At 70.5% G+C, this 20,990-nt stretch carries 14 protein-coding genes; 9 read left to right on the top strand and 5 right to left on the bottom strand.

All coding sequences use genetic code 11. From position 1 onward, the window contains the following. Nucleotides 1-26: 26 nt before the first annotated feature. Nucleotides 27-761, bottom strand: coding sequence for an ABC transporter permease (locus tag ACWDAG_RS45275; RefSeq protein WP_450701426.1), 735 nt, complete (start codon nt 759-761; stop codon nt 27-29). Continuing rightward, nucleotides 758-1,675 carry an ATP-binding cassette domain-containing protein gene (locus tag ACWDAG_RS45270; RefSeq protein ID WP_450701425.1) on the bottom strand — a complete coding sequence of 306 codons (918 nt, stop codon included), beginning with the start codon at nt 1,673-1,675 and terminating at the stop codon, nt 758-760. Before ACWDAG_RS45270 ends, ACWDAG_RS45275 begins: the two co-directional genes overlap by 4 nt. Nucleotides 1,676-1,880: 205 nt before the next feature. Between ACWDAG_RS45270 and ACWDAG_RS45265 the strand changes: the two genes are divergently transcribed. Genes ACWDAG_RS45265 through ACWDAG_RS45250 form a run of 4 tightly spaced genes read left to right on the top strand, consistent with a single transcriptional unit; the run spans nt 1,881 to nt 9,175 of the window. Continuing rightward, the gene (locus ACWDAG_RS45265; protein WP_450701424.1) at nt 1,881-3,725 is read left to right on the top strand and encodes an ABC transporter ATP-binding protein; all 1,845 of its coding nucleotides are present in this window, start codon (nt 1,881-1,883) and stop codon (nt 3,723-3,725) included. Then, nucleotides 3,722-5,581 (top strand): ABC transporter ATP-binding protein, encoded by a 1,860-nt coding sequence (locus tag ACWDAG_RS45260; RefSeq protein WP_450701423.1) that lies wholly within the window; start codon nt 3,722-3,724, stop codon nt 5,579-5,581. The genes ACWDAG_RS45265 and ACWDAG_RS45260 overlap by 4 nt, the downstream gene beginning before the upstream one ends. 43 nt (nt 5,582-5,624) lie before the next feature. After that, nucleotides 5,625-7,421 (top strand): ABC transporter transmembrane domain-containing protein, encoded by a 1,797-nt coding sequence (locus ACWDAG_RS45255; RefSeq protein WP_450701422.1) that lies wholly within the window; start codon nt 5,625-5,627, stop codon nt 7,419-7,421. Then, nucleotides 7,418-9,175: an ABC transporter ATP-binding protein gene (locus tag ACWDAG_RS45250; protein WP_450701421.1), complete on the top strand. Its 1,758-nt coding sequence runs from the start codon at nt 7,418-7,420 to the stop codon at nt 9,173-9,175. Before ACWDAG_RS45255 ends, ACWDAG_RS45250 begins: the two co-directional genes overlap by 4 nt. A 30-nt stretch (nt 9,176-9,205) precedes the next feature. Here the strand turns inward: ACWDAG_RS45250 and ACWDAG_RS45245 are convergent, their stop codons facing one another. Next, entirely contained in the window at nt 9,206-9,541 is a 336-nt protein-coding gene (locus ACWDAG_RS45245) for a P-II family nitrogen regulator (RefSeq protein ID WP_450701420.1), read from the bottom strand. A gap of 25 nt (nt 9,542-9,566) precedes the next feature. Then, nucleotides 9,567-11,018, bottom strand: a complete 1,452-nt coding sequence (locus ACWDAG_RS45240) for an ammonium transporter (RefSeq protein WP_450701419.1) — start codon at nt 11,016-11,018, stop codon at nt 9,567-9,569. A gap of 325 nt (nt 11,019-11,343) precedes the next feature. On the opposite strand from ACWDAG_RS45240, the gene ACWDAG_RS45235 reads away from it, so the two are divergent. From ACWDAG_RS45235 to ACWDAG_RS45225, 3 genes are all read left to right on the top strand, one after another. After that, a complete protein-coding gene (locus tag ACWDAG_RS45235; RefSeq protein ID WP_450701418.1) occupies nt 11,344-13,365 on the top strand; it encodes a M4 family metallopeptidase in 2,022 nt (673 codons plus the stop codon). Nucleotides 13,366-13,601: 236 nt separating this feature from the next. After that, nucleotides 13,602-15,272 (top strand): M4 family metallopeptidase, encoded by a 1,671-nt coding sequence (locus tag ACWDAG_RS45230; RefSeq protein WP_450701417.1) that lies wholly within the window; start codon nt 13,602-13,604, stop codon nt 15,270-15,272. A gap of 69 nt (nt 15,273-15,341) precedes the next feature. After that, nucleotides 15,342-15,860: a DUF1990 domain-containing protein gene (locus ACWDAG_RS45225; RefSeq protein WP_450701416.1), complete on the top strand. Its 519-nt coding sequence runs from the start codon at nt 15,342-15,344 to the stop codon at nt 15,858-15,860. 156 nt (nt 15,861-16,016) lie between these two features. Here the strand turns inward: ACWDAG_RS45225 and ACWDAG_RS45220 are convergent, their stop codons facing one another. Then, entirely contained in the window at nt 16,017-18,635 is a 2,619-nt protein-coding gene (locus ACWDAG_RS45220; RefSeq protein ID WP_450701415.1) for a glycosyltransferase family 1 protein, read from the bottom strand. Between the two features lie 261 nt (nt 18,636-18,896). Between ACWDAG_RS45220 and ACWDAG_RS45215 the strand changes: the two genes are divergently transcribed. Together ACWDAG_RS45215 and ACWDAG_RS45210 are read left to right on the top strand one after the other, a co-directional pair. Continuing rightward, on the top strand, nt 18,897-20,099 hold the full coding sequence (locus ACWDAG_RS45215) for a S8 family peptidase (protein ID WP_450701414.1): 1,203 nt from the start codon (nt 18,897-18,899) through the stop codon (nt 20,097-20,099). 217 nt (nt 20,100-20,316) lie between these two features. After that, nucleotides 20,317-20,990 (top strand): maltotransferase domain-containing protein (locus ACWDAG_RS45210; RefSeq protein ID WP_450701413.1); only part of this gene is annotated, 674 nt, incomplete at its 3' end.

Here is a 20,990-nt window from a genome sequence, read left to right as displayed (position 1 = left end):
GTCCTCAGTCTGCACGGCCGGTCCGCCTACTCCCAGCGGAACCAGCGGCTCGCCGCACCCGTGAGCAGCAGGATCCACATCGCCAGCACACCCAGGTGCCCCCAGCCCGGCCAGTGCCCGGCCGCCGCTCGGTTGAGGGCCTGCGCCGCCGCGCCGAAGGGCGTGTACCCGACGATCCGGGCCATCAGGTGCGGCATGGACTGCGTCGGCAGCCACACGCCCGCGCAGAACATCGACGGGAAGAAGACGGCCGAGCCGATCGCACCCGCGATCTTCGTCGTACGGGACAGGGCCGCCACCACCGATCCGAGAGCGAGGGCGGCCAGGACGGCCAGCAGCAGGGCGAGGAGGTATCCGAGGGGCTGCTTGGGCAGTCGTACGTCGAAGGCGAGGCGCCCGACGGCGAGGGCGAGCAGCGCGGACACCAGGGCGGCACCGCCGTACACCACCATCTGCGCGGACAGCAGGGCGCTCGGCCGGACCGGGGTGGTGGCCATCCGGCGCAGGATGCCGCGCTCCCGGTAGCCGGTGAGGGTCTGCGGCATCGACTGCAGACCGCCGACGATCATGCCGAGCAGCACGGCGACCGGGACGTAGACGTCGATGGTGCGCAGACCGCCGAGGTCGGCCTGATGGTCCCGGAAGGACGGGATGGAGCCGAGGATCACCAGCAGCAGGGTCGGGAAGAGCAGGATCCAGAAGAGGGCGCCGGGTTCGCGGCGGAAGAGACGGACCTCGGTCTTCAGTACGGCGGTGCTCATGCCGCACCCTCCTTCGTGTCGGCAGTCGTCAGGTCGAGGAACGCGTCGTCGAGCGTGGCGTCCAGGACGCGCAGCTGATGGGCGGTGATGCGGTGGCGGGCGAGGAGGGTGATGACGGCGTTGACCGTCTCGTCGGTGCCGGAGAGGGTGATACGGCCGTCCTTTTGCTCGACGGACGCGAGCGCGGGGAGGGCGGCGAGGTCACGGTCGTCCAGCGGGGCGGACGGCGTGAAGCTGATGACGGTGGCTCCTGCCGAGCGCCGGATGAGGCCGGCCGGGGTGTCCAGTGCGGCCACTTGGCCCTTGTCGATCACGGCGATCCGGTCGCACAGCCGCTGTGCCTCCTCCATGAAGTGCGTGACGAGCAGGACCGTCACGCCACTGGCCCGGACGTCCTCGATCAGCGACCAGGTGTCCCGGCGGGCCCGCGGGTCCAGGCCGGTCGTCAGTTCGTCCAGGACGACGACCCGCGGGTTGCCGATCAGGGCGAGCGCGATGAACAGGCGCTGCTTCTGGCCGCCGGAGAGCTTGCCGAACCGGGTGGTCAGCTTCTGGGTCAGTCCGAGGCGTTCGGCGAGGGGCGCCCAGTCGAGGGGGCTCGGGTAGAAGGAGGCGTACAGCTCCAGCGCCTCGCGGACGGTGAGTTTGGGCTGCAGCTCGCTCTGCTGCAGCTGGGCGCCCAGGACGCGCGCCACGCGCGCATGGTCGGCAACGGGGTCGAGGCCGGTGACCCGGACCCGGCCCGCGTCGGGGACGCGCAGTCCCTCGACGCACTCGACGGTGGTGGTCTTGCCGGCGCCGTTCGGGCCGAGGATCCCGAAGATCTCGCCCTCCTCGACGGCGAAGGAGACGCCGTCGACGACGGTCCGGCCGGCGTAGGACTTGCGCAGTTCGGTGACTTCGATGACGGGCATGGCATCAGGTTCGCGGGAAGCGCCCTGCCGCCACATCGGCCGTCGCGCTCGAAGCGGCATCAACCGATCGGTTGATGCCGCCCTACGACCCCTCCGGATCTCTTGTACGACCCCTCGAACGCGCAGGTCGTAGGACCAGGGGCCGATCAGGGTCCGGCCAAAACTCGGTGGGCGTTGTCAGTGCCGATCCGTAGGCTCGAAGGCGATGCCCTCGACACGTGCAACCACCAAGGACCCCAGGGAAACCACCGACCGATCCGCCGTGCGCACCCTGCTGCGCCTGTGGCCGTACGTGCGGCCGGTGCGGGCGCGGCTGTTCACCGCGGCGTTCGTCGCCGTGCTCGCCTCGTGCACGGGGCTTGTGATCCCGCTCGTGCTGAAGTGGATGGTGGACGGGCCGGTCGCCGACCGGGACCCGGCCGGTGTGTGGCTCGGGGCGCTGTACCTGCTGCTCCTGGGGCTCGGGGAGGCGCTGCTGTTCGGGCTGCGGCGGTGGCTGGTGGCGCGGCCGCTCGCGGGCGTCGAGGCCGGGATGCGGGCGGATCTGTACCGGCATCTGCAGCGGCTGCCGGTCGCCTTCCACGACCGCTGGGCCTCGGGCCAGTTGCTGTCGCGCGGCACCACGGACCTGATGCTGCTGCGTATGTTCCTGGCCTTTCCTCTGACGTTCCTGCTGGTCAACGGGGTGACGATTCTCGTCGGCGTGGTGATCATGCTGCTGCAGGACTGGACGCTCGGGCTGGTGATCCTGGGGCCGGCCGTCCCCGTGATGGTCACCTGCGTGATCTTCGAGAAGCGGTACGCCGATGTGGCGCGTCTCGCCCAGGACCAGGTCGGCGATCTGACGACGGTCGTCGAGGAGAGCGTGCTCGGGATCCGGATCATCAAGGGGTTCGGGCGCCACCGCAGCCAGGCGCGGGCGTTCCGCGAGCTGACCCGGACCCTGCGGGGGACGGAACTGCGGAAGGCTCGGCTGCTCGCCACGATCTGGGGGGTCATCGTGACGCTGCCGGAGGTGGCCATCGGGGCGGCGTTGGTGCTGGGGGTCGTGCAGGTTGCGGACGGGTCGTTGTCCGCGGGGACGCTGGTGGCGTTTCTGTCGACGGCGCTTGCTTTGCGGTGGCCGGTGGATTCCATCGGGTTTCTGCTGGCCATGAGCCAGGAGGCTGCTACTGCCACGGAGCGGTACTTCGAGGTCATGGACGAGGTGCCGGAGGACGAGTCCGCCGTAGCTGCGGGCATTCGTGCCGCTGGGGCGGCTCCCGACCCACAGAGAGCGGCGCCTCGCACCGCCGAGTTGCGCGGCCTCCGGTTCCACACCGTACGGTTCCGTTACCCGGACGCCCCCGTCGACTCCCCGCCCGTCCTCGACCGCATCGATCTCCACATCCGCCCCGGCGAGTCCATGGCGTTGGTGGGCGCCACCGGCAGCGGCAAGACGACGCTGACCGCACTCGTCCCCCGCCTCCACGAGGTGACATCCGGTCGCATCACGCTCGACGGCGAGGACATCACCGCCATGTCCCGCGAGGAACTGCGCTCCCTCGTCGCCGTCGCCTTCGAGGAACCCACGCTCTTCTCCGCGAGCGTCGGGGACAACGTCCTCATGGGCGCCCAGGACGGTGCGGGCGACGCCGAGCTGAACCGCGCGCTCTCCGTCGCGCAGGCCGGGTTCGCGCATGCGCTGCCCCAGGGGACGAACACCCAGGTCGGCGAGCAGGGCCTCAGTCTCTCGGGCGGGCAGCGGCAGCGGCTGGCGCTTGCGCGGGCCGTCGTGGGCAGACCCAGGTTCCTCGTCCTGGACGACCCCCTGTCCGCCCTCGACGTGCACACCGAGGCCGCCGTCGAGGCCGCCCTGCGGGACGTCCTCGCGGACACCACGGCGCTCATCGTGGCGCACCGCCCCTCCACGGTCCTGCTCGCCGACCGGGTCGCGCTGCTCTCCGGCGGCCGGATCACCGCCGTCGGCACGCATCACGAACTGCTGCGCACGAACGCCGAGTACGCCCATCTGATGTCCGGGACCTCAGAACCGGAGGACGAGCGATGACGGCCACCACCACCTCCGTCCCCACGGCGGACGAGGAGCCTGGCCTCCCCCGCCCCGAGGACGCCGGCGACCCCTTCGACCGGGACGTCCTGCCCACTCCCCGGGGCGCCACCGCCGGCCTGCTGCGTTCCCTGCTCGCCCCCATGAAGGCCCGCGTCGCCGTCACCACGCTCCTCCTGCTGCTCCAGCAGGCGGCGGTGCAGGCGGGCCCGCTGCTGGTGGCGTACGCGATCGACAAGGCCGTACCGGCGTTCCGGGACCACGACCACGGCCCGCTGATCGCGGTGGCCACGGGCTATCTCCTGTGCGCGCTGGTCTCCGGCGGACTGCAGTACGCGTTCATCATCGCCTCCGCCCGGGTGAACCAGGACGCGCTGCTCGATCTGCGCGGCCGTATCTTCCGGCACGCGCAGGCGCTGAGCATCGACTTCCACGAGCGATACACGAGCGGTCGTCTGATCTCCCGCTCCACGGCGGACGTGGAGTCGCTGCGGGAACTGCTCAACGAAGGCCTGCAGGAGCTCATCACGGTCATCCTGTCCTTCGTCTACATCTCGGCCATGCTGCTCTGGCTGGACCTCGGGCTCGGCGCCGTCGCAGTGGCGTCCTTCGTACCGCTGTACCTGCTGGTACGGGTCTACCAGCGGCGCGCGGTGCGGGTGTACCGGGTGCGGTCCACCGCCACCGCGGCCGTCATCGTCAAGTTCGTCGAGACCATGAACGGCATCCGGCCGGTGCGCGCGTTCCGCCGCGAGGCCGCCAACGACGCCGACTTCCTGGCGCTGAACCGGCGGCACGAACGGATCAACGGCGACGCGATGCTGGAGATGGCCCGCTATGTCGTCGGCTCCCGGCTGGTCGCCAACACGGCCGTCGCGGCGATCGTGCTGTGGGGCGCCTACCGCGTGGCGGGCGGCTCGCTGGAGCTGGGTGTACTGGCGGCCGCGGTCCTCTATCTGCGCCGTCTCTACGACCCCATCGACCGCCTCGGCATGTTCCTGAACTCGTACCAGTCGGCGGCGGCCTCCCTGGAGAAGATCGCCGGGCTGCTCGCGCAGACACCGTCGGTGCCGGAGCCGTCGGCTCCCGTGGAACTTCCGGTATTGGAGAGCGAGCACCCGGGCCGCGAGGTCGTCTTCGACGGCGTCAGCTTCGGCTACCGCACCGGCGGCGAGGTGCTGCCGGCCTTCGATCTGACGATCCCCGCCGGGCAGACGGTCGCGGTCGTCGGCTCGACGGGCGCCGGCAAGTCGACCCTCGCCAAGCTGCTGGCCCGCTTCTACGACCCCTCCGCGGGCCAGGTCCTGCTGGACGGCGTCGACCTGCGCGAACTGGCCGTTCCCGAACTGCGGCGCGGGGTGGTGATGGTGACGCAGGAGGCGTTCCTGTTCTCGGGCACGGTCGCCGAGAACATCGCCATCGGCCGCCCGGACGCGACCCGCGAGCAGATCGAGCAGGCGGCGAAGGCGATCGGTGCGCACGAGTTCATCAGCGCCCTGCCCGACGGGTACGACACGGACGTGCGCAAGCGTGGCGGCCGTATCTCCGCGGGCCAGCGCCAGCTGGTGGCCTTCGCCCGGGCGCTGCTCGCCGACCCGGCCGTGCTGATCCTCGACGAGGCGACCAGCTCACTGGACATCCCCGGCGAACAGGCGGTGCAGCGCGCGATGTTGACGGTCCTGCGCGGCCGTACGGCCGTGGTCATCGCGCACCGGCTGTCGACCGTCGAGATCGCGGACCGGGTACTGGTCATGGAGCACGGGAAGATCGTGGAGGACGGCCGCCCGGCCGAACTCATCGAAGGCACCGGCCGGTTCGCGGATCTGCACAGGGCGTGGCGGGACAGTCTGGCGTAGGGATCGGCACGGATCGGCAGGGACCGGCAGGGATCGGGGGAACATGATCGACGCGTACGAGGATCCGGGCGAACCCGACTGCCGCGGTGGCGCCCGCTATCTGCTCTGGCTGGTGCGCTGCCAGCCCGGCCGGTCGCTCGCCGGGGCGGTGCTGGGCAGCGTGTGGATGGTGCTGCTGGCGGCGACGCCGTATCTCCTCTCCCGGGCGGTCGACGACGGGCTGGAGCCCGGGGACTATCCGGCGCTGGCGGGCTGGACCGCGGCGCTCTTCGCGGTCGGGGCGTTCAACGCCTGGCTGAGCATCATGCGGCACCGCACGATGACACGGGTGCGGATGGACGCCAACTTCCGCACGGTCAAGGTGGTCGTCGGCCAGGCGGTCCGGCTGGGCGCCGCGCTGCCGCGGCGGGTGGGGGCCGGGGAGGTCGTCACCATCGGGGTCGGTGACGTACAGACGATCAGCTCGTCATTGACGGTGGTCGGCCCCGGGGTGGGGGCGGTGGTCGCCTACCTCGTGGTCGCGGCTGTTCTCCTCTCGGTCTCGCCGTTGATCGCCGCGGTCGTGCTCCTCGGCATCCCCCTCATCGTCGTCCTGGTCGGACCGCTGCTGGCCCGTCTGCAAGGCGCGGAGACCGAGTACCGCAACCGGCAGGGCGTGCTCACGGCCCGGATCGCCGACCTCGCGGGCGGCCTGCGCGTTCTCAACGGCCTCGGCGGCAAAGGCCTGTTCGCGGACGCCTTCCACCGCGACTCCCAGCGGCTGCGCCGCCAGGGCTACCGGGTCGGCGCGGTCACCAGCTGGGTCCAGGCACTGGGCATCGGACTGCCGACCCTGTTCCTGGCGGTGGTCACCTGGCTGGCGGCCCGTCTCGCCGCCCAGGGCGCCATCACCATCGGCCAGTTGGTGTCGGTGTACGGCTATGTGGCCGTCCTGGTGGGCCCGGTGGCCTTCTGGGTGGAGTGCGGCTACCAGATCAGCCGCGGCCTGGTCTCGGCCCGCCGGGTCGTCCGCTTCCTGCAACTGGAGCCCCTGGCCGACACCGGCACCCGCGACGCACCCGCGGAGCCGGCGGTACTGCACGACCCGGAGTCGGGCGTGCGGGTACGGCCGGGACGCCTGACGGCACTGGCGAGCGCGCGTCCGGCGGACGCGGCGACGGTGGTCGACCGCCTGGGCCGGTACATCCCGTCGAGGGCAACTTGGGGCGACATACCACTGGACGAGATCGCGCTGCCCCAGATCCGGAAGCACATCCTGGTAGCGGACCACGAGGCCGACCTCTTCGCAGGCCCCCTGCGCAATGTACTGGGCGGCGCATCTCTTAGGGGCGCGGGGCTGTACCAATATGCGGCTCCGCCGCGGGGCGCGACAAGCCACAACGAACCCGCAGACGCCCGACAACAAGCCGAGGCACCCTCTGACGCGCACCTGGCCAAAGCCATCCACGCAGCCGTCGCAGACGACATCGTCCAGGGCCTGCCCAACAACCTCGATTCAGCAATAGACCCCCAGGCCCGCAACCTCTCCGGCGGCCAAAGACAACGCATCCGCCTCGCCAGGGCACTGGCAGCCGACCCGGAGGTCCTACTGGCCGTCGAGCCGACCTCAGCCCTGGACGCGCACACCGAGGCCCGGGTGGCCCAGCGGCTGCAAGCAGCCCGCAAGGGCCGTACCACGGTCGTCACGACCACCTCCCCCCTCGTACTGGACCGTGCAGACACCGTGCACTACCTGGTCGACGGCAAAGTCGCGGCCACCGGAGCCCACCGCGAACTGCTGGACACCGAGCCGGGCTACCGCGCCCTGGTCGCCCGGGACGCCGAGGAGACCGTCCGATGACGGCGGCCTCAGGCCGACTCCCCGTCGCCGAACGGCAAGACGTACGCCGTGCCATGGTGCGCCTCGTACGAGCCGACGCCCGCGCCTTCGCCGCCGTACTCGCACTCAACGCACTGGCGGCCGGAGCCGGACTCACCGGCCCCTGGCTGGTCGGCCGGATCATCGACGAGGTGCGGGCCGGACACGGCGTGGGCGCCGTCGACCGGCTGGCCCTGTGGATCCTGCTCTGTTCGCTTGCGCAGCTGGTACTAGCCCGCTGGGCCCGGTATGTGGGACACCGCTTCGGGGAGCGGACGCTGGCCCGCGTGCGCGAGGAGTTCGTCGACCGGGCGCTCGCGCTGCCCGCGGCGGTCGTGGAGCGGGCCGGCACCGGCGATCTGACGGCGCGTGGGACGGCCGACGTGGCCACGGTCGGCACGACGCTGCGTGACGTCGGGCCCGAGCTGCTCATCAACAGCGTGCAGGCGCTGTTCCTGCTCGGCGCGGTGTTCTGGCTGAACCCGCTGCTCGGCGGGTGCGGTCTGCTCGGTCTGGTCGGCATCTGGTGTGCGCTGCGCTGGTATCTGCGCCGGGCCCGCGACGGCTACCTCGCCGAGGGGGCCGCCACCTCCGAGGTCGCCGAGATCCTCGCGGCGACCGCGTCCGGCGCCCGCACGGTCGAGGCGCTGCGGCTGGAGCGGCGGCGGGTCGCAGCGAGCCGGGACGCGCTGGAGACATCCCGGCGCGCCCGGCTGTACACGCTGTTCCTGCGCAGTGTGTTCTTTCCGGGGGTGGAGGTCTCCTACCTGGTTCCGGTGTCCGCGGTCCTGCTGGTCGGCGGGGTCCTGCACGGGCGCGGCACGGTGAGTCTCGGCACGGTCGTGACGGCGGCCCTGTATCTGCAGCGGCTGAGCGGGCCCCTCGACGAGATCCTGATGCGGGTCGAGCAACTGCAGAACAGCAGCGCCTCCTTCGCCCGTGTGGAGGGCCTGGCCCGGGCACCGCGCGCGCGGCAGGCCGATGCGCCCGCTCCGGCGGACGACCGCTTCGACGTGTCCGGGGTGCGGTACGCCTACGACCGCGGCGGCGAGGTGCTGCACGGCGTCGACCTGACCGTACGGCCCGGCGAGCGGCTGGCGGTCGTGGGGCCCTCGGGCGCCGGAAAGACCACGCTGAGCAGGCTGCTGGCGGGGGTCGACGCGCCCACCGAGGGGACGGTGACCGTCGGCGGGGTGCCCGTGGTCGACCTCGGCCCCGAGCAGCTGCGCCGCCAGGTCGTCCTGGTCACTCAGGAGCACCATGTGTTCCTCGGCTCGGTCCGCGACAACCTGCTGATCGCCGAACCGGGCGCTGCCGACGAGGAGTTGTGGGCGGCGCTGACGGCGGTGGGTGCCGACGACTGGGTGCGCGAACTGCCGGACGGGCTGGACACCTTGCTCGGTGACGGCGGCACCCGCACCGACGGCTCCCAGGCCCAGCAGCTCGCCCTCGCCCGCGTGGTCCTGGCCGACCCGCACACCCTGATCCTCGACGAGGCCACCGCGCTCCTCGACCCGACGACGGCGCGCCACACCGAGCGTGCCCTGGCCGCCGTCCTGGAGGGCCGCACGGTCATCGCCATCGCCCACCGTCTGCACACCGCCCACGACGCGGACCGCGTGGCCGTGATGGAGGACGGCCGGCTCACCGAACTCGGCACGCACGAAGAGCTCGTGGCGGCCAAGGGGGCGTACGCGGCGCTCTGGCACACCTGGCACGGCGAGCCGTCCCCGTAGGCCTCACAGAAGTCACAGGACTCACCGGACTCACACCGCGTCCGGCCCCCGCTCCCGCGTCCGGATGCGCACCACCTCCTCCACCGGCGTCACCCACACCGTGCCTCCGCCCGTGCCGCGGGCGCCCGCGGCACGGATGACGCGGACCAGGTCGGCGGCGTCGAAGTCGAGGGTGAGGATGTCAAGACGGAGCTGCGGGGCGAGGTTCACGCGGTACTCGCTGCCCCGGTAGATCTCCACCCGGACGGTCCTGGGCACATACGCCCGTACCTCTGTCACGGTCACTCCGCGCACCCCGAAGGACTGCAGCGCCTTCATGACGTCGGGGACGCGGTGCGGGGGGAGGACCGCGGTGACAAGTTTCACGGCCGAGTCCTCAACTCCCCTTCGCTCAGCCGGAGTCCGGTTCCACCGTCTCCTTCTGCGGCTGTGGGGCCACTGGCGCGGCGGCCACCGCCACCGGCTCCGAGGACTGCGCCACCGCGGACTCCGCCGGGTAGGCCTCCTCGTCGTGCACCGCGAGGTCGCCGCTCTCCAGCGCCGCGTCCGGCGCCCGGAGTTTCACGACCAGGCCGATGCCCTTGAGGATCAGGAAGGTCATCACGGCGTCGTAGACGATGACCGTGCCGGCCGCTCCCGCCTGCTTCCACAGCTGGTCGAGGTTGCCGTAGAGCCAGCCGCTGGTGGACCAGGCGGTGGAGCCGTCCTTGTTGAGGTACACGGCCATGGCCGGGTCGGCGAAGATCCCGACCAGCATGCCGCCCGCGAGGCCCGCGATGCCGTGGGTGTAGACGACGCCCAGCGCGTCGTCGACCTTCGAGAAGGGCTTGACCTTGGACAGGTAGTTCCAGGCCAGCCACACGATCGACGACGCGATGATGCCGATGTAGATCGCGCCGATACCGGTGACGAAACCGGCCGCCGGGGTGATCGCCACCAGGCCCACGATCATGCCGTTGATCGCGCCGAGGAACGTCGGCTTGCGCTGCGGGCCCGCGAACATGTCCCACACCACCCATGTCAGCAGCGCAACCGCCGTACAGAGATTGGTGTTGAGGACGGCGGCAGCCGCGTTGTGGCCGCCGAAGTACATGTCGCCGCCGTTGAAGCCGTTCCAGCCGAGCCACAGGATGCCCGCGCCGACGGCGACCATGGGGAGGTTGTTGGGGACGCCGTGCGCGCGGTCGCGGGCCAGGCGCGGGCCGATCACCGCCGCGGCCACGAACCCCGAAGTGCCGGCGGCGAGATGGATGACGTAGCCGCCGGAGTAGTCGAGCGCGCCCTGGCCCGCCCACCAGCCGCCGCCCCACAACAGGAAGGCGTTGACGGTGTAGACCAGGGTCGACCACAGGGGGACGAAGAGCAGCCATGCGCGGATGTTCATACGGCCGATCACGCTGCCCATGAACAGCAGGGGTGTGATGGCCGCGAACGCGAAGTGGAAGTAGGCCAGCGTCGACTGCGGGAAGCGGAAGTCCGGCATCAGGTCGTTGCCGTTGACGAGCGGGATGTACGCCTGCTGCTGTTCGCTCGCCGAGCCGACGATGGTGCCGGGGCGGCCGACGAAGGCTCCGAGGATGCCGGGCCAGTGAGAGTTCAGGGGTTCGCCGAACCCCATCTTGAACTCCCAGAGCACCCAGCCGACCAGGACCAGCGAGAAGCCCGTGAAGGCCATGAACATGGTGTTCACGACCCACTTGCGCTGGACGAGCCCGCCGTAGAGGATCGCGATGCCGGGAATGCTCATCAGGCCGACGAGGGTGGCCGCGACGAGCTGCCAGGCGTTGTCGCCGGCGTCCAGCCATTGCGGATAGGGGATCACTGCACCGTCAACTCCCCTCATGGGAGCGGCGGTCCGGCGACCGCCGGTTGGACGGCAGGATCGTGCCGCATCCGTTGCGCCTCGGTTCCAGGGGCATGTCGCCGCAGCAAATTTCCGCTCACGATCCAACAGCGAGTCCGCATACCGAACACGAACAACCGGTCAACGAACCATTTCCGGCCAACTTCGTGACGCGCTCCTGACAGGGCGGGAATCTCCTGCCACCCTTCCCACAGCTTCAACACAGCAACCCCACATGCTCCACCCCAGTTCTGCCCGGACGGTCGACCCACCGTCCGGATCTCCCCTGGCCGCGCAACCCGCGGCCACGCAGAAGGAGTCAGTGTTGAGAAGCAGTTCCTCTCGCAGACGCACCTCCCACATCGTCGCCGTCGCCGGCGTCACCGCACTGCTCGCCGCGGCGGTCCAGTCGGGCGCCGCGTCCGCCGCCCCGGCTCAGGGCTCCTCCCTGAACAAGGCGCACACGGCCGTCAAGCTCTCCCCCTCCCAGCGCGCCGAGCTGATACGCGACGCGGACAGCGCCCGTGCGCAGACCGCCAAGGACATCGGCCTCGGCGCGAAGGAGAAGCTCGTCGTCCGTGACGTCGTCAAGGACGCCGACGGCACCCTGCACACCCGCTACGAGCGCACCTACGAGGGCCTGCCGGTCCTCGGCGGCGACCTGGTCGTCGACACCGCCAAGTCGGGCGCCACCAAGGGCGTCATCAAGGCGACGAACGCCGCCATCAAGGTCTCCGACGTCACCCCGGACATCACCAAGGCGGCCGCCGAGCAGCAGGCCGTGAAGCGCGCGAAGGCCCTGGGCGGCACCAAGGCGGCCGCCGACAGCGCCCGCAAGGTGATCTGGGCGGCGAGCGGCAAGCCGGTCCTGGCGTACGAGACGGTCATCGGCGGCTTCCAGGACGACGGCACCCCGAACGCGCTGCACGTCATCACCGACGCCACCACCGGCAAGAAGCTCTACGAGTACCAGGGCATCGAGAACGCGACCGGCACCGGCAACACCCAGTACAGCGGCACGGTCTCGCTGACGACGACCCAGTCGGGCTCGAACTACAACCTGACCGACGGCGACCGCGGCGGCCACAAGACGTACAACCTGAACCACGGCACGTCCGGCACCGGCACGCTGTTCTCGCAGACCAGCAACACCTGGGGCAACGGCACCACGTCGAACGCCGGGACCGCGGGCGCGGACGCCCACTACGGCGCCGCGGAGACCTGGGACTTCTACAAGAACACCTTCGGTCGCAGCGGCATCAAGAACAACGGTGTCGGCGCCTACTCGCGTGTCCACTACGGCAATTCGTACGTGAACGCGTTCTGGGACGACAGCTGCTTCTGCATGACGTACGGCGACGGCTCCAACAACGCGGACCCGCTGACCTCGCTGGACGTGGCGGGCCACGAGATGACCCACGGCGTCACCTCGAACACCGCGGGCCTCAACTACAGCGGTGAGTCGGGCGGCCTCAACGAGGCGACCTCCGACATCCTCGGCGGCGTCGGCGTCGAGTTCTACGCCAACAACTCGTCCGACAAGGGTGACTACCTCATCGGCGAGAAGATCGACATCAACGGCGACGGCACCCCGCTGCGCTACATGGACAAGCCCAGCAAGGACGGCGGCTCCGCCGACTCCTGGTACTCGGGCGTCGGCAACCTCGACGTGCACTACTCCTCGGGCGTCGCCAACCACTTCTTCTACCTGCTGAGCGAGGGCAGCGGCGCCAAGGTCATCAACGGCGTCAGCTACAACTCGCCCACCTCGGACGGCCTTCCGGTCACCGGCATCGGCCGGGACAAGGCCCTGGCGATCTGGTACCGGGCGCTGACCACCAAGTGGACGTCCACCACCAACTACGCGAGCGCCCGCACCGGCACGCTCGCGGCCGCCGGTGAGCTGTACGGCACCACCTCCACCGAGTACAAGGCCGTGCAGGACGCGTGGGCGGCCGTCGCGGTCGGCTCGCGCTCCGGCGGGGGCGGCGGAGGCGGGACGTCGTACGAGAACACGACCCCGCTCTCGATCCCGGACAACGGGCCCGCCGTGACCTCGTCGATCACCGTCTCCGGCAGGAGCGGAAACGCGCCAAGCAACCTCCAGGTGAGCGTCGACATCACCCACACCTGGCGGGGCGACCTGGTGATCGATCTGCTCGGCCCGTCGGGCGCCGCGTACCGCCTGAAGAACTTCTCCTCCTCGGACTCGGCCGACAACGTCCAGGCGACGTACACGGTCAACGCGTCGAGCGAAACGGCCAATGGAACCTGGAAATTGAAGATTCAGGACCAGGCTGCACAGGACGTCGGCACGCTCAACAGCTGGAAGGTGACATTCCCGTAGACCGCACATAGCGGCATCGGAAACAGGGCGCCGTCCCGGAGTACAACTCCCGGGGCGGCGCCCGTTTACATCCCTGAAACGTTAACCGGACAGTCGATTTTCAGCCAACATCACTTGAGGCTCCTGACATGTACGCGTCTTGATGTCACTCTTCTCCACAACCGCCGCACAACTTCACTGCAACTCCGGCCGGGCGCCCCACGCCGTGCCGGACTCCCCCACCACAAGGAGCTTGTGTGACCCCCCTCTACGCGCGTCACAAGCGCTCGACTCTGGCCATCGCAACCGCCGTTGCCGCCGGAGCCCTGCTCACCACCGGTCTGACCACCGGTTCGGCCGCCGCCCAGCCCACGGCGGACTCCACGGCCACGGCCACGGCCCGCACGGCCGGCTCACCCGCCGCGCTGTCGGCCGCGACCCGCGTCTCCCTCATCAAGCAGGCGCAGGCCGGCCTCGCCGACACGGCGCAGAAGATAGGCCTCGGCACCAAGGAGAAGCTGGTCGTCAAGGACGTCGTCAAGGACGCCGACGGCACGGTCCACACCCGCTACGAGCGCACCTACGCGGGTCTGCCCGTCCTCGGCGGCGACCTGGTCGTCGCGACGAAGGCCGGCAAGACGGAGAGCGTCGTCAAGGCGACGAAGGCGGCCATCAAGGTGGCCTCGCTCAAGCCGCAGATCACCACGGCCAAGGCCGAGAAGCAGGCGCTGACCGCCGCCAGGACCGCGGGTTCGGACAAGACCTCGGCCGACAAGACCCGCAAGGTCATCTGGGCCGGCTCCGGCAAGCCCGTCCTCGCCATCGAGACCGTCGTCGGCGGCCTCCAGGACGACGGCACCCCGAACGCGCTGCACGTCATCACCGACGCGGCCACGGGCAAGAAGCTCTTCCAGTACCAGGCCATCGAGAACGCGACCGGCACCGGCAAGACCCTGTACTCGGGCACGGTCAGCCTCAGCGTCACCCAGTCGGGCTCGACGTACAACCTGACGGACGCCACCCGCGGCAGCCACAAGACGTACAACCTCAAGCGCAGCACCTCCGGCAAGGGCACGCTGGTCTCCAGCTCGTCCAGCACCTTCGGCACCGGCACCGCCTCCAGCTCCTCCAGCGACCAGACGGCCGCCGCCGACGCCGCCTACGGCGCGCAGGAGACCTGGGACTACTACAAGAGCACCTTCGGTCGCAGCGGCATCAAGGACGACGGCGTGGCCGCGTACTCGCGCGTCCACTACGGCAGCTCGTACGTCAACGCCTTCTGGGACGACGACTGCTTCTGCATGACGTACGGCGACGGTGACAACAACACGGACCCGCTGACCTCGCTGGACGTGGCGGGCCACGAGATGACCCACGGCGTCACCGCCAACACCGCCGGCCTGGACTACAGCGGTGAGTCGGGCGGCCTCAACGAGGCGACCTCCGACATCCTCGGCGGCGTCGGCGTCGAGTTCTACGCCAACAACTCGTCCGACAAGGGTGACTACCTCATCGGCGAGAAGATCGACATCAACGGCGACGGCACCCCGCTGCGCTACTTCGACAAGCCCAGCAAGGACGGCGGCTCGGCGGACTCCTGGTCCTCCTCCGTCGGCAACCTGGACGTCCACTACTCGTCCGGTGTCGCCAACCACTTCTTCTACCTGCTGGCCGAGGGCAGCGGTTCGAAGACGATCAACGGCGTCAGCTACAACTCGCCGACGTCCAACGGCTCCACGGTCACCGGCATCGGCCGGGACAAGGCGCTGCAGATCTGGTACAAGGCGCTGACCGAGCAGTTCACCTCGACCACCAACTACAAGGCGGCCCGCGCGGGCACGCTGGCGGCGGCGGCGAGCCTGTACGGATCCAGCAGCACCGAGTACAAGACGGTCGCCGCGGCCTGGTCCGCGGTCAACGTGAGCTGACCCGAGGGGGGTTGGCGGGCGGCACCCGGGAGGAAGGCATTCCCGGGTGCCGCCCTACTCTTGTGTCCCATGCGCCTGGAGGACTTCACCTACGACGACGTCGGCGGCACCCGCCGCGCCGACTTCTGCCCGCCGGGCTTCCGCCCGATGCATGTGCGCACGCGCATCGGCGAGGGCGAACCCTGCTTCCGCCGAGCGGTCGAGGCGGTCCTCACCTGGGAGATGCACCGGGAACTGGGCGTGGGCATCGACGCGAGCGCGGAGCGCGCCGCCCCGGACGTCGACGTCACCGTCACCCTCGCCGGTGTGATCAAGGCGCCGTGCCGCATCGTCTACACGGTCGACGAACCCCGCCGCGCGGGCTGGGCGTACGGCACGCTGACCGGGCACCCGGAGTGCGGCGAGGAACTCTTCGTCGTGGAACGCACGGGTGACGGCACGGTGTGGCTGACGGTGGCCGCGTTCAGCAGGCCCGCGAAGTGGTTCGCCCGGGCGGGCGGACCGGCCACGCGGGGCCTGCAGAGCGCTTACGCGCGGCGGTGCGGGAAGGTTTTGCGGGGGTTGTGCGCGGGGCTCTCCGAGGGGTGAGCGGGGGTTGGGGTGCCGTCCGCTGGGGGCTGCCGCCCCCAGACCCCCGCTTTCGGCCTGAACGGCCTCGTCCTCAAACGCCGGACGGGCTGAAAGTGCCCGCCCGGCCTGAAAGTGCCCGTCAGGGCTGAGAATGCCCGTCAGGGCTCGATCCGCTCACCGCATCAGCACCCCTGCCCCCTCCCCCGTCTCCTCCGAAGGCACCGCCACCAGCCCCAGTTCCACGGCGGACGCCAGGAGTCGATGGGCCGGCAGGATGCGGACCGTGTAGCCGTAGGGGCCGGTGCGGTCGAGGGAGAGCGGCCCCTCGTACACCCACCTGCCCTCCGGGTCGGGGCCGCCCGCCGGTTTGAGGGGGACGGTCGTCGCGTCCGCGATGCGGTCCTCGGGGTCGACGCGGCCCGAGACGACCTGGACCTCCACGTCGTCGGGGCCGAGCTCGCCGAGGCCCACGTGCACCCGTAGTCCGAGCGTGCTGCCGAGTTCCGCGGTGGCCATGGCGGCGGACGTCTCCACATGGTCGACGGTGACGCCGTGCCAGGCGGCCCGCACCCTTTGCTTCCAGGCGGCGAGTTCGCGGGCGGAGTCGGGGGTCATGGCGCGGTGCGCGTGGGCGGCGGGTGCGTAGAGCCGCTCGACGTACTCGCGGACCATGCGGCCGGCCAGCACCTTGGGGCCGAGCAGGGTCAGGGTCTGGCGGACCATCTCGATCCACCGGTCGGGCAGGCCGTGCTGCCCCCGTTCGTAGAAGCGGGGGGCGACTCGCTGTTCCAGCAGGTCGTAGAGCGCGTCGGCCTCTATGGCGTCGCGGTGGTCGGGGTCGGTGCCCGCGCCGTCGGCCGTGGGGATCGCCCAGCCGAAGTCGGGCTGGAACCACTCGTCCCACCAGCCGTCCAGGACGGACAGGTTGAGGCAGCCGTTCAGCGCCGCCTTCATGCCGGACGTGCCGCAGGCCTCCAGGGGGCGCAGCGGGTTGTTGAGCCAGATGTCGCAGCCCGGGTAGAGCTTCTGCGCCATCGCCATGCCGTAGTCGGGGAGGAAGACGATGCGGTGGCGGACCCGTGGGTCGTCGGCGAACCGGACCAGCTCCTGGACCAGGCGCTTTCCGCCGTCGTCGGCCGGGTGCGCCTTGCCCGCGACGACGATCTGGATGGGCCGTTCCGGGTGCAGGAGGAGGTCCATCAGACGGTCGCGGTCGCGCAGCATCAGGGTCAGGCGTTTGTACGAGGGGACGCGGCGGGCGAAGCCGATGGTGAGGACGTCCGGGTCCAGGACACCGTCGATCCACCCCAACTCGGCTGTGCCCGCGCCGCGTTGACGCCAGGAGGCGCGCAGCCGCACCCGCACCTCGTCCACCAGCTGCTCGCGGAGGTTCCGCCTGAGCTCCCAGATGTCCTGGTCGGGGATGTCCCCCACCGCGTCCCAGCGGTCCGAGCCGCCGACGGACAGCGCGTCCTCCGTGCGCTGGGCGCCGATCTGCCGGGCGCCGAGCCGGAACACCTCGGGGGCGACCCAGGTGGGTGCGTGCACCCCGTTGGTCACGGAGGTGATCGGCACCTCCTCGGGGTCGAATCCCGGCCACAGCCCGGAGAACATCTCTCGGCTGACATGGCCGTGCAGCAGGGAGACGCCGTTGGCGCGCTGGCCCAGGCGCAGGCCCATCACGGCCATGTTGAAGAGGTTCGGTTCGCCGCCGGGGTAGGTCTCCATGCCGAGTCGCAGGATGCGTTCGACGTCGATGCGCGGGAGCTCGGCCTCGGGGCCGAAGTGGTGGGCGACCAGCTCGCGGTCGAAGCGGTCGATGCCGGCGGGGACGGGGGTGTGGGTGGTGAAGACGGTCCCGGCGCGGACCGCTTCCAGCGCGGAGTCGAAGTCCAGCCCGCCGTCGCAGAGTTCGGCGATCCGCTCCAGGCCGAGGAAGCCGGCGTGGCCTTCGTTGGTGTGGAAGACCTCGGGGGCGGGGTGGCCGGTGAGGCGGCAGTAGGTCCGTACGGCCCGCACTCCCCCTATGCCGAGCAGCATCTCCTGCAGCAGCCGGTGTTCGCTGCCGCCTCCGTAGAGCCGGTCGGTCACCCCGCGCTCGCCGAAGTTGTTGTCCTCGACGTCCGAGTCGAGCATCAGCAGGGGGACACGGCCGACCTGGGCGAGCCAGATACGGGCGTGCAGCTGCCGGCCGCCGGGCAGGGCGAGGGAGACCTGGGCGGGAGTGCCGTCGGGTTCCTCCAGGAGGGCGACGGGCAGCTCGTTGGGGTCCAGGACCGGGTAGTGCTCCTGCTGCCAGCCGTCCCGGGACAGCGACTGGCGGAAGTAGCCGTGCCGGTAGAGGAGGCCCACGCCGACCAGGGGTACGCCGAGGTCGCTGGCCGCCTTCAGATGGTCGCCCGCGAGGATGCCGAGGCCGCCGGAGTACTGGGGCAGGGCTGCCGTGATGCCGAACTCGGGCGAGAAGTAGGCGATGGCGGCGGGAAGTTCCCCGGAGTGGGTCTGGTACCAGCGTTCGCCGGTCATGTAGTCGTCCAGGTCGCCCGAGACCTCTGTCAGGCGGCGCAGGAAGCGGTGGTCCCCGGCCAGCTCCGCGAGCCGCGCCGGCGACACGCTGCCCAGGAGCCGTACGGGATCGCCGTCCGAGGCGGCCCAGCGCTCGGGGTCGACGGACTGGAACAGGTCGCGGGTCTCCGCATGCCAGGACCAGCGCAGATTGCGGGCCAGATCGCTGAGCGGCCGCAGGGGTTCGGGGAGAACGGGTCGGACGGTGAATCGACGGATCGCCTTCACTTTCCACCTCGACGCGTGTCGCTGTGCGGACGCACAACGCTGTGCGCCTCGTCGTCAACCTCGACGGTATCCGTGCGGAGGGCTCTGCAACCACGCCACGTCCAAGAGCACGCCACACTCCTACGCCGTCCGGAAAACGCCGCAACCTTCACGCATCCGCCATGGCCGACATGGCCGATTCCGCCCCGTAGGCCCTCTTGTGGGCCTTCTACACCGCACGAGAGGCTGCCAAGTGGCGTCAAATGGAGGGGAACTCGGACCATGGCACGGACGCGAACACGGCGTCTGCGCTGGACAGGGGCTCTGACCGCGGTGGCCTGTGCCGCCACGCTCTCAGCCGTCACCCTGCCCGCGCACGCCGCACCGGAGGGTCAGATACTCGGCGCCGGTGAGCCCGGCTCCGTCAGCGGAAGTTATCTGGTGACACTCAAGGGGGGAACGAAGGCTCCGTCGGCGACAGGAAAAGGTATCGCCGAGAAGTACGGGGCGAAAATAAGCCACACCTACGGCTCGGTCCTCAACGGCTACGCCATCAAGGCCGACGAGAGACAGGCCAAGCGGCTCGCGGCCGACTCCCAGGTCGCCTCGGTCGTCCAGGACACCCGCGTGTCCCTCGACCACACCCAGAAGAACCCGCCGTCCTGGGGCCTGGACCGGATCGACCAGCCGAGCCTGCCGCTGGACAGGAGCTACACCTGGCCGGAGTCCGGTGGCGCCGGTGTGACCGCGTACGTGATCGACACCGGTATCCGGATCACGCACAAGGACTTCGGCGGCCGGGCGAGATACGGCTGGGACTTCGTCGGAAACGACAGGACGGCGTCCGACGGCAACGGACACGGCACCCATGTCGCCGGCACCATCGCCGGCACGAAGTACGGCGTCGCCAAGCAGGCCGAGGTCGTCGCCGTCCGGGTCCTCGACAACGACGGCTCCGGTACGACCTCGCAGGTCATCGCGGGCATCGACTGGGTGACCAAGCACGCGAGGAAACCGGCGGTCGCCAACCTCAGCCTGGGCGGCTACCACAACGCCCAGCTGGACGCCGCCGTACGCAACTCCATCGCGTCCGGCGTCACGTACGCGGTTGCCGCGGGGAACGACGGCCTCCCGGCCGCCCTGTACTCCCCGGCGGACGTGCAGGAGGCCCTCACCGTCGGCGCGACCGACAGGACGGACGCACGGGCGAGCTTCTCCAACTTCGGCTCGGCCGTGGATCTGTTCGCGCCAGGAGTGTCGATCACCTCGGACTCCTATGCGAGCGACACCGGGAAGGCGACCTTCTCCGGTACGTCGATGGCGACCCCGCACGTCACGGGCACGGCCGCGCTGTATCTGGCCGACCGCCCGAAGGCCACTCCGGCCCAGGTCGCCAAGGCACTCGTGAAGCTGGCCGTGTCCGGGAAGGTCTCCGGCCGGGGCCTCGGCTCACCGGACGAACTTCTGCAGGTGCCGGGTTCTTAGTCACACAGTCCACGGACCGGTCCCGTTCGTTCACGAACGGGACCGGTCTTGTGTGTAGACATACGCGTGAGTAGTTAACAAAGTGCCGGATTGCGTACCCGAATAGGGTGGGAAGGCTCCTCCGGTACACCACACAGGCGGTTCACGGGAACCACCCCGCAGGACCCACCTCCCCACAGCCATCCGCCCACCCACGTTGACGCGGACAGGAGCGGTCATGCCCGCCACGCACCACTCGTCAGCACCCCCGACGACCAGCAACGCAGCACGCCCCGTGCGCGCCGCCGACGCCGGACCACCCGCCCCGCAGCCACCCTCCGCGGTCGAGGCCGCGGGCATCGGGCGCATACCCGTCCTCGATGTCCGCCCGATGGTCCAGCACGGACGAAGGCCCGCCAAGGCCGTGACCGGCGAGTCGTTCGAGATCTCGGCCACCGTGTTCCGCGAGGGCCATGACGCGGTCGCCGCCAATGTCGTCCTGACGGATCCGGAGGGCCGTCCCGGCCCCTGGACGCCGATGCGGGAACTGGCCGCGGGCACCGACCGCTGGGGCGCCACCGTCACCGTCGGCGAACCGGGCCACTGGACCTACACGGTGGAGGCCTGGGGCGACCCGGTCACCACCTGGCGCCACCACGCCCACATCAAGATCCCGGCGGGCATGGACACGGACCTGGTCCTGGAGGAGGGCGCACGGCTGTACGAGCGTGCGGCCGACGGCGCCCCCGACGGCCAACGGGACGTGCTCCTCGCCGCCGTCGCCGCCGTGCGGGACGAGACCCGCCCGGCCGCCTCGCGCCTGGCGGCGGCGTTGACGCCGGAGGTGGACGCGGTACTGGCCCGGCATCCGCTGCGGGAGTTCGTCACCGCCTCGCAGACCCTGCCGCTGCT

This window comes from Streptomyces sp. NPDC001157 (assembly GCF_053598255.1).
The sequence above is the reverse complement of the archived record's forward strand: the minus strand, read 5'-3'. Positions and strand labels throughout refer to the sequence as shown.

Coding starts and splice junctions, on each gene's coding strand:
- ACWDAG_RS45215 (WP_450701414.1), top strand. CDS start 18,897: ATGGCACGGACGCGAACACGGCGTCTGCGCTGGACAGGGGCTCTGACC.
- ACWDAG_RS45275 (WP_450701426.1), bottom strand. CDS start 761: ATGAGCACCGCCGTACTGAAGACCGAGGTCCGTCTCTTCCGCCGCGAA.
- ACWDAG_RS45265 (WP_450701424.1), top strand. CDS start 1,881: ATGCCCTCGACACGTGCAACCACCAAGGACCCCAGGGAAACCACCGAC.
- ACWDAG_RS45270 (WP_450701425.1), bottom strand. CDS start 1,675: ATGCCCGTCATCGAAGTCACCGAACTGCGCAAGTCCTACGCCGGCCGG.
- ACWDAG_RS45255 (WP_450701422.1), top strand. CDS start 5,625: ATGATCGACGCGTACGAGGATCCGGGCGAACCCGACTGCCGCGGTGGC.
- ACWDAG_RS45250 (WP_450701421.1), top strand. CDS start 7,418: ATGACGGCGGCCTCAGGCCGACTCCCCGTCGCCGAACGGCAAGACGTA.
- ACWDAG_RS45240 (WP_450701419.1), bottom strand. CDS start 11,018: ATGAGGGGAGTTGACGGTGCAGTGATCCCCTATCCGCAATGGCTGGAC.
- ACWDAG_RS45260 (WP_450701423.1), top strand. CDS start 3,722: ATGACGGCCACCACCACCTCCGTCCCCACGGCGGACGAGGAGCCTGGC.
- ACWDAG_RS45225 (WP_450701416.1), top strand. CDS start 15,342: ATGCGCCTGGAGGACTTCACCTACGACGACGTCGGCGGCACCCGCCGC.